Here is a 12,211-nt window from a genome sequence, read left to right as displayed (position 1 = left end):
GCGGGGCCGAAAAGAGAGGGGCGATCAGGCAGGGAGGACCACGACGAAGCGCTGCGGCTCCTCGCCCTCGGACTCACTGCGCAGACCCGCGGCCGCGACCGCGTCGTGCACGACCTTGCGCTCGAAAGGCGTCATGGGATCGAGCTTCACCGGGGCACCGGTGGACTTGACCTCGTCCGCGGCCTTCGCACCCAGCTCGGCGAGCTCGGTGCGCTTCTTCGCCCGGAAACCGGCGATGTCGAGCATCAGCCGGCTGCGGTCCCCGGTCTCCCGGTGCACCGCGAGCCGCGTCAGCTCCTGGAGCGCCTCCAGGACCTCGCCGTCACGCCCCACGAGCTTCTGGAGGTCCCGGCCGCTGTCGCTGATGATCGAAACCGCGGCCCGGTCGGCCTCGACGTCCATGTCGATGTCACCGTCGAGGTCGGCGATGTCGAGCAGGCCTTCGAGGTAGTCGGCCGCGATCTCCCCTTCCTGCTCCAGGCGGGTCAGGGTGTCGCCCCCCTCGGCGGCGGCGGAGATGGTGCCTTCCGTCACGGATGGACTCCTTCGTTACTTCTTGGAGGGGTGCTTGGGCCGCTGCTGGCCCTTGCGCTGTCCCGCCTTGGCTTGGCGTGGGGAGGAACCGGCGGCGGGCTTGCCCGACGGCTTGGACGTGGAGTCCCGCGGCTCGTCCTGCTTCTCCAGCGAGGTCTTCGCCGCGGGAGCGGCGTCGTCCGCCGCCTTGTGCTCCGGCGCGGAACCGGCAGGCTTCTGGTCCGCCGTCGCCTGGGCGGCCGCCGCCTGGCGCTGCGCCTTGGTCAGACGCTTCGGCTGCTGCCGCCTGGCCGCCGCGGCACCCACCTCGGCCTCGGCAGCCACCGTGTCGCTCTTGGCGACCGTGCCGTCGGCCTGGGGCACCAGACCCGCCTTCGCGAGGTTCAGGAAGAACTTACGCTCGTTGTCGTTGCGGTCGGGCCCCTTGGCCACGATCGCCCCGACGATGGTGCGCTTCCGCTTGGACGTGACCTGCTCGTGCGTCGTGATGTTCTTCAGCAGACGCCCGAGGTACGCGTCCTGCGCCTTGCTGCCCGGTGTCGGGTTCTGGTTGATCACGTACATCTGCTGGCCCATGGTCCACACGTTGGTGGTCAGCCAGTAGACGAGGACACCGACGGGGAAGTTGATGCCCGTGACGGCGAAGATGACCGGGAAGATGTACATCAACATCTTCTGCTGCTGCATGTACGGCGTCTTGACCGTCAGGTCGACGTTCTTCGTCATCAGCTGGCGCTGCGTGTAGAACTGCGACGCCGACATCAGAAGGATCATGATCGCTGTGACGATCCGCACGTTGGTCAGCGAAGCGCCCAGCGCGTCGACCTTCGCGCTGCTCTCCAGGAACTTCGACGCCAGCGGGGCGCCGAAGATGTGCGCCTTACGGGCACTGTCCAGCAAGCCCTGGTCGATCACGCCCATCGTCTTGCCGTTGGCGATGCTCGACAGCACGTGGTAGAGCGCGAAGAAGAACGGGGACTGCGCCAGGATCGGAAGACACGAGGAGAGCGGGTTGGTACCCGTCTCCTTGTACAGCTTCATCATTTCCTCGGACTGGCGCTGCTTGTCGTTCTTGTAGCGCTCCTGGATCGCCTTCATCTTGGGCTGAAGGACCTGCATGTTCCGGGTCGACTTGATCTGCTTCACGAAAAGCGGGATCAGACAGATCCGGATCAGTACCACCAGGGACACGATGGACAGGCCCCAGGCCCAGCCCGTGTCGGGCCCGAAGATCGCGCCGTACAGACTGTGGAACTGGACAATGACCCACGAGACTGGCGTGGTGATGAAACTGAAGAATCCGGCAATCGTGTCCACTAATCAGGCTCCTTGAGCTTTGGGCGAGGTCTCTGCGGCCGGACTGGGAGGTTCGGGGGCCGACGCCCCGGAAGGCACGCCGGCGACGGAGTGCCCGCCCTTGTCGCCGCGCCACGCGGTGCGCAGCAGCTCGTGCCAACGCGGGCGCTTGCGCGGTGGGACATGGTCCACACCACCCGGCGACCACGGATTGCACCGCAGAATGCGCCAGGCGGTCAGCGCCGTGCCTTTCACCGCGCCATGCCGGTCGATGGCCGTGTACCCGTAGTGCGAACACGACGGGTAGTACCGGCAGACAGGGCCCAGAAGCGGGCTGATCGTCCACTGGTACAGCTTGATCAGAGCCAGCAGCGGGTACTTCATCGCGTGCCCCCTCCCAGCAGCCGCTGAAGAGCGGCGTCCAGGTCTCGGGCCAGTCGTTCATATTCGGCGCCACCCGCTTCGGGTAGCGCCCGTACGACAACCAGGCTACCGGGGGGCAGCTCAAGCAGTCGGTCGCGTATGAGATGGCGAAGTCTTCGCTTCACCCGGGTCCGTACCACCGCGCCGCCCACAGCTTTGCTCACGACGAAACCCGCACGTGCCGGGGAAGCGCTCTCCCCAGGCGCGTGCGGGTCCGTTGCACCGCTGTGTAGATGGACGACAAGAAGCGGGCGTCCGGCCCGGCGTCCCCGGCGTACCGCGGTCGCGAAGTCCTCGCGCCGCCTCAGCCGATTCTCGGTAGGCAGCACGTCATGACCTGTAGGTGATCAGGCGGACAGACGGGCGCGACCCTTGCCACGGCGGGTCGCGAGGATCGCACGACCGGCACGGGTACGCATGCGCAGACGGAAGCCGTGGGTCTTCGCACGACGACGGTTGTTCGGCTGGAAGGTGCGCTTGCTCACTCGAGGGCTCCAGAAAGTGAAAGGTGATGGCGGGGCGTCGCCTGGCTGTCACCGTGCGCCCACGAGAAGCTCGCGTCCACGCCCGAGTGCACCGCTTCACAACCACAGATCGTGATCTTTGCCCATCGGAGGCAGGCGGCAGCAGCCATCGACAACTCGACCTGGTCACGGTACGCGCGGCTACGCCATCCGGTCAAACCAGTGAGCTGCCACCTCCCATTGTGCACAGCCTGTGGACAACAACTTGAACGTCGGACCCCGGCCTGACTACCGTGGCTGAACTCCGGTTTCGTTTCCGCCGGTCTTCCCACCCCGTCCCGAGAGCCCCGTCTTCGTGGGACCTGTGAGAGAGCGTGCCTTGTGGCTGATGTACCTGCCGATCTTGCCGCAGTGTGGCCACGAGTGCTGGAGCAGCTCCTCAGGGAGGGCCAGCAGGGGGTGGAGCCCAAGGACAAGCAGTGGATCGAGCGCTGCCAGCCCCTCGCGCTGGTCGCCGACACGGCGCTGCTCGCCGTCCCCAACGAATGGGGCAAGCGGGTCCTGGAGGGCCGCCTCGCCCCGTTGATCAGCGAGACCCTGAGCCACGAGTGCGGCCGGCCCATCCGGATCGCGATCACCGTGGACGAGACGGCCGGCGAGCCCGCGCCCGCCCCCGCCGTACCGCAGCAGCACCGCTACCAGTCCTCGCTCCACGACGAGCAGCGGCAGACAGATACATACGACAACTACGGTCACCGCCCGCCGGACGACGGGATGCCGTCGGCGCGCCCGGCCTACCCGGACTACCAGCAGCGCCAGCGCCCCGATCCCGGTGTCTGGCCGCAGACCCAGGACGACCTGTCCTGGCAGCCCCGGCTCGGCGGCTACCAGGACCGCGATCCGTACGCCACCACCCACCCCCAGCAGCCGCAGCACGACTACCGGCAGCCGCAGGGCCCCGACCGCTCGCAGTACGAGCAGCAGCACGAGCGGCACGACCTCCAGGACCCGCAGTCGCCCCAGCACGGCGGCGGGCCGAGCGGGGGCCGGCACCGGGGGGCGCCGGGACCGGTGGGCCCGCAGTCCGCGCCGGCGCCGCGGCCCGGGGAGCCGCATGCCCGGCTCAACCCGAAGTACCTCTTCGACACCTTCGTCATCGGCGCCTCCAACCGGTTCGCGCACGCGGCGGCGGTCGCGGTGGCCGAGGCGCCCGCGAAGGCGTACAACCCCCTCTTCATCTACGGGGAGTCCGGGCTCGGCAAGACCCACCTGCTCCACGCGATCGGGCACTACGCGCGCAGCCTCTATCCGGGGACGCGGGTGCGGTACGTGAGCTCGGAGGAGTTCACGAACGAGTTCATCAACTCGATCCGGGACGGCAAGGGCGACACCTTCCGGAAGCGGTACCGGGATGTCGACATCCTCCTGGTCGACGACATCCAGTTCCTGGCGAGCAAGGAGTCGACGCAGGAGGAGTTCTTCCACACGTTCAACACGCTCCACAACGCGAACAAGCAGATCGTGCTGTCCTCGGACCGGCCGCCCAAGCAGCTGATCACCCTGGAGGACCGGCTGCGCAACCGCTTCGAGTGGGGGCTGACCACCGATGTGCAGCCGCCCGAGCTGGAGACGCGTATCGCGATCCTCCGTAAGAAGGCGGTGCAGGAGCAGCTGAACGCGCCGCCGGAGGTGCTGGAGTTCATCGCGTCCCGGATCTCGCGCAACATCCGGGAGCTGGAGGGCGCGCTGATCCGGGTGACCGCGTTCGCCTCGCTCAACCGGCAGCCGGTGGACCTCGGCCTGACGGAGATCGTCCTCAAGGACCTGATCCCGGGGGGCGAGGACGCGGCCCCGGAGATCACGGCGAGCGCCATCATGGCGGCGACCGCGGACTACTTCGGGCTGACCGTGGAGGACCTCTGCGGGTCGTCCCGCAGCCGGGTCCTGGTGACGGCCCGCCAGATCGCGATGTACCTCTGCCGGGAGCTGACGGATCTCTCGCTGCCGAAGATCGGGGCGCAGTTCGGCGGGCGGGACCATACGACCGTGATGCACGCGGACCGGAAGATCCGGGCGCTGATGGCCGAGCGGCGGTCCATCTACAACCAGGTCACGGAGCTCACGAACCGCATCAAGAACGGCTGACAGGGGCGGCCAGACCCCCTCCGAGGGCGTCCGGGGAGCACTTCCCGGACGCCCTTCGCCGTTCCCGGCGCGTCGCCGCCGGGGCCCGCTGTTCGAACACCGGGCGCTTCGGGCGACTTCTCCACAGACCTGGGGGTGATCTTCCGTCCACAGCCTGGGGACCCCGGAAGTTGTCCAGAACGCTTCCACAGGCAAGGCGGGTGCGGGATTATCGTGGCTGGTCAGGCGCCTGTGGAATTGTGCGTGACAGTTCTCCACAGCCTGTGGACGAAATTTCTGTCCACAGGGGCGGGAAGACGTTGTCCACCGGCGGCCCACAGGGCAGGCCCTCTTACCCACAACTTCCCCACAGGCCTGTCCACTGTTCGGCAACAAAACGCCCGGGATCGCTGAGTCGAGTGAAAGGCGTCACACCGAGGAGGTCGGTTGGGCTGTGGGGAACGTGGGTAAAGCTGGGGACGGCGCTGGGGAGAAGTCCCCCTGTCCTGTGCATGGGGTGTGCACAACTTTCGCCCGTCCACAGAGAGACCCGGTTGTCCACGGATACCGCCCACAGGGTCGGTGGACAAAAAAGCGGGGCTGACCTGCGCAAACGACGTTATCCACGGTTTCCACAGGCCCTACTACTACTCCCACTAAGAGTTCTCGAGGGATCCGGTTCGAAGTGGGGCCTGTGCACAAGTCGGCGAGGAAGCTCTCCGCCGCCCTCGCCCCGACTTGACCCGCAGCAGCACGGACTGTCGGTGCCGTACGTCAGACTGGTCCCCGGCATCAGGGCCGACGACGAAGGCCGGCAGGACGAGCGAGCAACAGCAGGAGGCGGTTCCGGTGAAGATCCGGGTGGAGCGCGACGTACTCGCCGAGGCGGTGGCCTGGGTGGCCCGGAGCCTCCCGGCACGGCCCCCGGCGCCGGTACTCGCAGGCCTGCTGCTGAAGGCCGAGGAAGGCGCCCTCAGCTTCTCCAGCTTCGACTACGAGGTCTCGGCCCGCGTCTCGGTGGACGCCGAGGTCGAGGAGGACGGCACGGTCCTCGTCTCGGGCCGGCTGCTCGCGGACATCTGCCGCGCCCTGCCCAACCGCCCCGTGGAGATCTCCACGGACGGCGTACGGGCCACCGTGGTCTGCGGCTCGTCCCGGTTCACCCTCCACACCCTGCCGGTGGACGAGTACCCGGCGCTGCCGCAGATGCCGACGGCCACCGGCACCGTCCCCGGCGAGATCTTCGCCTCGGCCGCCTCCCAGGTCGCCATCGCCGCGGGCCGCGACGACACGCTCCCGGTGCTGACCGGTGTGCGGATCGAGATCGAGGGCGACACGGTCACGCTGGCCTCGACGGACCGCTACCGCTTCGCGGTCCGGGAGTTCCTGTGGAAGCCGGAGGCGGCGGACATCTCCGCGGTCGCGCTGGTGCCCGCCAAGACGCTCCTGGACACCGCCAAGGCGCTCACCAGCGGTGACACGGTCACCCTGGCGCTCTCCGGGGCGGGCGCGGGCGAGGGGCTGATCGGTTTCGAGGGCGCGGGACGGCGGACGACGACCCGGCTGCTCGAAGGCGACCTGCCGAAGTACCGGACGCTGTTCCCGACGGAGTTCAACTCCATCGCGGTGATCGAGACGGCCCCGTTCGTGGAGGCCGTCAAGCGCGTGGCCCTGGTCGCCGAGCGGAACACGCCGGTGCGGCTGAGCTTCGAGCAGGGCGTGCTGATCCTGGAGGCGGGCTCCAGCGACGACGCACAGGCTGTGGAAAGGGTGGACGCGCAGCTGGACGGCGACGACATCTCGATCGCCTTCAACCCGACGTTCCTGCTGGACGGCCTGAGCGCGATCGACTCGCCGGTGGCGCAGCTGTCCTTCACGACGTCCACGAAGCCGGCGCTGCTCAGCGGCAAGGCGGATGTCAAGGCCGAGGCGGACGAAGCGTACAAGTACCTCATCATGCCGGTTCGCCTGAGCGGCTGACCCCACAGGTGAGTGGAGGCGTCCGGGCGTAGGCTCGGGCGCGGGTACGAATCGCCTCGACGCTTAAGGAACCACTGATGGAGCTCGGTCTCATCGGTCTCGGCAAGATGGGCGGCAACATGCGCGAGCGCATTCGCCGCGCGGGCCACACCGTCGTCGGATATGACCGCAACCCGGACGTCTCCGATGTACACAGCATCGAAGAGCTGGTCAGCACGCTCAAGGGCCCCCGGGTCGTGTGGGTGATGGTCCCGTCCGGTGCGGCGACGCAGTCCACGATCGACGAGCTGGCCGGCCTGCTGTCGCCCGGCGACGTCGTGGTGGACGGCGGGAACTCCCGCTGGACGGACGATGAGAAGCACGCCGTGGAGCTGGGCATCAAGGGCGTCGGCTTCGTCGACTGCGGTGTCTCGGGCGGGGTCTGGGGCCTGGAGAACGGCTACGCGCTGATGTACGGCGGCAAGCCGGAGGACGTCGCGAAGGCGCAGCCGATCTTCGACGCGCTCAAGCCGGAGGGTGACTTCGGCTCGGTGCACGCGGGCAAGGTCGGGGCGGGCCACTTCGCGAAGATGGTTCACAACGGCATCGAGTACGCGATGATGCAGGCCTACGCCGAGGGCTGGGAGCTGCTGGAGAAGGTCGGCTCGGTCACGGACGTCCGTGAGGTCTTCCGGTCGTGGCAGGAGGGCACGGTCATCCGTTCCTGGCTGCTGGACCTAGCGGTCAAGGCGCTGGACGACGACGAGCACCTGGACCAGCTGAAGGGCTTCGCGGAGGACTCGGGCGAGGGCCGGTGGACGGTCGAGGCGGCCATCGACCACGCGGTGCCGCTGCCCGCGATCACGGCGTCGCTGTTCGCGCGGTTCGCGTCGCGTCAGGACGATTCGCCGCAGATGAAGATGGTCGCGGCGCTGCGTAACCAGTTCGGCGGGCACTCCGTCGAGTCGAAGCAGGCGAAGTAGCTCCACCGCAGTAGCTCCACCGGGGAGGCCGGCGCACATCCATGCACGTCACGCATCTGTCGCTGGCCGACTTCCGGTCGTACGCCCGGGTCGAGGTTCCGCTCGACCCGGGCGTCACCGTGTTCGTGGGGGCGAACGGGCAGGGGAAGACGAATCTGGTCGAGGCGGTCGGGTATCTGGCCTCGCTCGGCAGTCACCGGGTGTCGTCCGACGCGCCGTTGGTGCGGGCGGGCGCGGAGCGGGCGGTGATCCGGGCGGCGGTGACGCAGGGCGAGCGGTCGCAGCTGGTGGAGCTGGAGCTGAATCCGGGCCGGGCGAACCGGGCGCGGATCAACCGGTCGTCGCAGGTCAGGCCGCGGGATGTGCTGGGGATCGTACGGACGGTCCTGTTCGCGCCGGAGGATCTGGCGCTGGTGAAGGGCGATCCGGGTGAGCGCCGGCGGTTCCTCGACGAGCTGGTGACGGCGCGGTCGCCGCGGATGGCGGGGGTGCGGTCGGACTACGACCGGGTGCTGAGGCAGCGCAACACGTTGTTGAAGTCGGCGGCGATGGCGCGGCGGCACGGCGGGCGGGGCATGGACCTGTCGACGCTGGACGTGTGGGACCAGCATCTGGCGCGGGTGGGCGCGGAGTTGCTGGCGCAGCGGGTGGACCTGGTGGAGACGTTGCGTCCGCTGACGGACAAGGCGTACGAGCAGGTGGCGCCCGGGGGCGGTCCGGTGGGGCTGGAGTACCGCTCGTCGGCCGTCGAGGCGGATGGGTCCGCAGACGGAGCGGACGGCGGGGGTGGCGCGGGGCTGGGTCACGGGCGTGAGGCGCTGTACGAGCGGTTGCTCGCGGCGCTGGCGGAGGTGCGGAAGCAGGAGATCGAGCGCGGGGTGACGCTGGTCGGGCCGCACCGTGACGATCTGGTGCTGAAGCTGGGCCAGTTGCCCGCGAAGGGGTACGCCAGTCATGGGGAGTCGTGGTCGTTCGCGTTGGCGCTGCGGCTGGCTTCGTACGACTTGCTGAGGGCCGAGGGCAACGAGCCGGTGCTGGTGCTGGACGACGTGTTCGCGGAGTTGGACGCGCGGCGGCGGGAGCGGCTGGCGGAGCTGGTGGCGCCGGGTGAGCAGGTGCTGGTGACGGCGGCGGTGGGCGACGACGTTCCGGGGGTGCTGGCGGGGACGCGGTTCGTGGTGGCCGGCGGCGCGGTGGAGCGGGCGTGAGCGGCGTGCGGCGGGGTGGCGGGGCCGGGGGGTCGGAGAGGCCTCCTGAGCTGCCGGTGGCCGACGGGGGCGGGGCGGCGGGTGTGCCGGCGCCGCCGGAGTCGTCGGGGGTGGACCTGGCGCGGGTGGCGTTGCGGGCGGCGAAGGAGCAGGCGCGGGCGCGTGGGGATGCCGCGCAGCAGAAGAAGCAGGCCAGGCGGGGTGGGGGGCTGCGGTCGGGGGCGCGGGCGGACGGGCGTGATCCGTTGCCGCTGGGCGCGGCGATCAGCCGGCTGATCACGGAGCGGGGCTGGGAGGCGCCGGCGGCCGTGGGCGGGGTGATGGGCCGGTGGCCGCAGATCGTCGGGGACGACGTGGCGAAGCACTGTGTGCCGCAGAAGTACGAGGAGGACGAGCGGGTCCTCACGGTGCAGTGCGACTCGACGGCGTGGGCGACGCAGCTGCGGTTGCTGGCGCCGCGTCTGGTGGCGCGGTTGAACGAGGACCTGGGGCACGGCACCGTACGGGTGATCAAGGTGTTGGGGCCGACGGGTCCGCCGCAGCGGTACGGCCGGCTGCGGGCGCCGGGGAGCAAGGGTCCCGGCGACACGTACGGATGAGGTGTGGGGTCCGTGGCGGTTCGGTGCGCGCCCCGGGAGCCCCTCGTACGTGTCTGATTGAGCCGGTCCGCGTCCGATTCCCGGCCATTCCTGATCCGCGCAGGTCAGCGGTGTGCGCGTGCGCCGGGGCGGTCCCGAGGGGGTACGGGGGCGGTCGCCGTGCGGCGCCGGGTGCGCGGTGTGGTGCGTTCCTCCGCGCGTTTCTCTCCGTTCGTCCTCACGTTCGGCTCCGGCAGCGCTGTGACCTGGGAAAGCGTGCGGGGAGAGTGAGGCGTCCCTCACCGTAGCGGAAGGTTGACAGGCAGAAGCGCTCAATGCCCGTGTGAGCCTCTTGGAGCCCCTTCCCGAATATGGGGAGTCGGTCGGCGCTCATTCAGGGCGGCACATGCGGACTCAGGTACCGGCAAACCCCCATTCGGGTCGGCGCTACCGGTAGACTGATGGAAAATCCCGCTGTGCTTGCGGGAGACGTCGCTACAAGCCGAACGACGCAGCCGCTCCCGCGTGCCGGTGAACGGCCTGTGCTGTGCCAGAAAGGGCGCTTCGTGGCCGATTCCGGCAACCCCAAAGAGAAGACTCCGTCCGCCTCGACCACTGGCGAGCACGGTGAGGTGACCTCCTCGTACAACGCCAGTGCCATCACCGTGCTGGAGGGCCTCGACGCGGTCCGCAAGCGCCCCGGGATGTACATCGGGTCGACCGGCGAGCGTGGTCTGCATCACTTGGTGTACGAGGTCGTCGACAACTCCGTCGACGAGGCCCTGGCGGGTCACGCGGACACCATCGACGTCACGATCCTCGCCGACGGCGGGGTGCGTGTGATCGACAACGGGCGCGGTATCCCGGTGGGCATCGTCCCGTCCGAGGGCAAGCCGGCCGTCGAGGTCGTGCTGACGGTGCTGCACGCGGGCGGCAAGTTCGGCGGTGGCGGTTACGCCGTCTCCGGCGGTCTGCACGGCGTCGGCGTCTCGGTCGTGAACGCCCTGTCGACGAAGGTCGCCGTGGAGGTCAGGACCGACGGTCATCGCTGGACGCAGGACTACAAGCTCGGTGTGCCGACCGCCCCGCTGGCGCAGAACGAGGAGACGGCCGAGACCGGTACGTCGGTGACGTTCTGGGCCGACCCGGACATCTTCGAGACGACCGAGTACTCGTTCGAGACGCTGTCGCGGCGGTTCCAGGAGATGGCGTTCCTGAACAAGGGGCTCACCCTGACGCTGACGGACGAGCGCGAGTCGGCGAAGGCCGTCGCGGGCGCGGACGTGGCGGGTACGGACGCCGCGGAGAAGACCGAGGAAGAGAAGGTCCGTACGGTCACGTACTTCTACGAGGGCGGCATCGTCGACTTCGTGAAGTACCTGAACTCGCGCAAGGGCGAGCTGATCCACCCCACGGTCATCGACATCGAGGCCGAGGACAAGGAACGGCTGCTGTCGGTCGAGATCGCGATGCAGTGGAACGCGCAGTACAGCGAGGGTGTGTACTCCTTCGCGAACACGATCCACACGCACGAGGGCGGTACGCACGAGGAGGGTTTCCGTGCGGCCATGACGGGCCTGGTCAACCGGTACGCGCGGGAGAAGAAGTTCCTGCGCGAGAAGGACGACAACCTCGCCGGCGAGGACATCCGCGAGGGCTTGACGGCGATCATCTCGGTGAAGCTGGGCGAGCCGCAGTTCGAGGGCCAGACGAAGACGAAGCTGGGCAACACCGAGGCGAAGACGTTCGTGCAGAAGATCGTGCACGAGCACCTGACGGACTGGTTCGACCGTAACCCGACCGAGGCCGCGGACATCATCCGCAAGTCGATCCAGGCCGCCACGGCCCGGGTCGCGGCCCGCAAGGCGCGTGACCTGACCCGCCGCAAGGGCCTGCTGGAGTCGGCGTCCCTGCCGGGCAAGCTGTCCGACTGCCAGTCGAACGACCCGTCGAAGTGCGAGATCTTCATCGTCGAGGGTGACTCCGCCGGCGGTTCGGCGAAGTCGGGCCGTAACCCGATGTACCAGGCGATCCTGCCGATCCGCGGCAAGATCCTGAACGTCGAGAAGGCGCGGATCGACAAGATCCTCCAGAACACCGAGGTGCAGGCGCTGATCTCGGCGTTCGGCACGGGTGTGCACGAGGACTTCGACATCGAGAAGCTCCGCTATCACAAGATCATTCTGATGGCGGACGCCGACGTCGACGGACAGCACATCAACACGCTGCTGCTGACCTTCCTGTTCCGCTTCATGCGGCCGCTGGTCGAGGCCGGGCACGTGTACCTCTCCCGCCCGCCCCTCTACAAGATCAAGTGGGGCAAGGACGACTTCGAGTACGCGTACTCCGACCGTGAGCGCGACGCCCTGGTGGAACTGGGCAAGCAGAACGGCAAGCGGGCCCGCGAGGACTCGATCCAGCGCTTCAAGGGGCTGGGCGAGATGAACGCCGAAGAGCTGCGCATCACGACCATGGACCAGGACCACCGCGTCCTCGGCCAGGTCACCCTGGACGACGCGGCCCAGGCCGACGACCTGTTCTCGGTCCTGATGGGCGAGGACGTCGAGGCCCGGCGCTCCTTCATCCAGCGCAACGCCAAGGACGTCCGCTTCCTCGACATCTGAGTCGGTCTCAGCTGACGG

Annotated in this window: 11 protein-coding genes; 6 read left to right on the top strand and 5 right to left on the bottom strand. The window is 68.7% G+C overall.

Annotated elements, in window-relative coordinates; genetic code table 11:
* Window positions 1-24: 24 nt before the first annotated feature.
* From HA039_RS17090 to rpmH, 5 genes are read right to left on the bottom strand one after another with little or no spacing between them, the layout of a single operon-like run.
* Window positions 25-534, bottom strand: coding sequence for a Jag family protein (locus tag HA039_RS17090; protein ID WP_161311682.1), 510 nt, complete (start codon window positions 532-534; stop codon window positions 25-27).
* 15 nt (window positions 535-549) lie between these two features.
* The gene (yidC, locus tag HA039_RS17085) at window positions 550-1,851 is read right to left on the bottom strand and encodes a membrane protein insertase YidC (protein ID WP_167030389.1); all 1,302 of its coding nucleotides are present in this window, start codon (window positions 1,849-1,851) and stop codon (window positions 550-552) included.
* Between the two features lie 3 nt (window positions 1,852-1,854).
* A complete protein-coding gene (gene yidD / locus HA039_RS17080) occupies window positions 1,855-2,214 on the bottom strand; it encodes a membrane protein insertion efficiency factor YidD (protein WP_167030387.1) in 360 nt (119 codons plus the stop codon).
* On the bottom strand, window positions 2,211-2,582 hold the full coding sequence (gene rnpA, locus HA039_RS17075) for a ribonuclease P protein component (RefSeq protein ID WP_167030385.1): 372 nt from the start codon (window positions 2,580-2,582) through the stop codon (window positions 2,211-2,213). Before rnpA ends, yidD begins: the two co-directional genes overlap by 4 nt.
* An 18-nt stretch (window positions 2,583-2,600) precedes the next feature.
* The gene (rpmH, locus tag HA039_RS17070; protein ID WP_030354375.1) at window positions 2,601-2,738 is read right to left on the bottom strand and encodes a 50S ribosomal protein L34; all 138 of its coding nucleotides are present in this window, start codon (window positions 2,736-2,738) and stop codon (window positions 2,601-2,603) included.
* A 360-nt stretch (window positions 2,739-3,098) separates the two neighbouring features.
* Here rpmH and dnaA point away from each other — a divergent pair, with 360 nt between their 5' ends.
* The 6 genes from dnaA (at window position 3,099) to gyrB (ending at window position 12,193) form a co-directional block, all read left to right on the top strand.
* Window positions 3,099-4,862 (top strand): chromosomal replication initiator protein DnaA, encoded by a 1,764-nt coding sequence (dnaA, locus tag HA039_RS17065; protein ID WP_167030383.1) that lies wholly within the window; start codon window positions 3,099-3,101, stop codon window positions 4,860-4,862.
* Window positions 4,863-5,690: 828 nt separating this feature from the next.
* On the top strand, window positions 5,691-6,821 hold the full coding sequence (gene dnaN, locus HA039_RS17060; protein WP_161310319.1) for a DNA polymerase III subunit beta: 1,131 nt from the start codon (window positions 5,691-5,693) through the stop codon (window positions 6,819-6,821).
* Between the two features lie 77 nt (window positions 6,822-6,898).
* Entirely contained in the window at window positions 6,899-7,783 is an 885-nt protein-coding gene (gene gnd, locus HA039_RS17055) for a phosphogluconate dehydrogenase (NAD(+)-dependent, decarboxylating) (protein ID WP_167030381.1), read from the top strand.
* Window positions 7,784-7,824: 41 nt separating this feature from the next.
* On the top strand, window positions 7,825-8,991 hold the full coding sequence (gene recF, locus HA039_RS17050; RefSeq protein WP_167030378.1) for a DNA replication/repair protein RecF: 1,167 nt from the start codon (window positions 7,825-7,827) through the stop codon (window positions 8,989-8,991).
* 50 nt (window positions 8,992-9,041) lie between these two features.
* Window positions 9,042-9,590 (top strand): DciA family protein, encoded by a 549-nt coding sequence (locus tag HA039_RS17045; protein WP_208298812.1) that lies wholly within the window; start codon window positions 9,042-9,044, stop codon window positions 9,588-9,590.
* A gap of 521 nt (window positions 9,591-10,111) precedes the next feature.
* A complete protein-coding gene (gene gyrB / locus HA039_RS17040; protein ID WP_167030375.1) occupies window positions 10,112-12,193 on the top strand; it encodes a DNA topoisomerase (ATP-hydrolyzing) subunit B in 2,082 nt (693 codons plus the stop codon).
* Window positions 12,194-12,211 lie beyond the last annotated feature (18 nt).

The sequence above is a fragment of the Streptomyces liangshanensis genome (assembly GCF_011694815.1).
GTDB classification, from domain to species: domain Bacteria; phylum Actinomycetota; class Actinomycetes; order Streptomycetales; family Streptomycetaceae; genus Streptomyces; species Streptomyces liangshanensis.
Note: the sequence above shows the minus strand (reverse complement) of the source record. Positions and strands in the feature narration are given on the sequence as shown.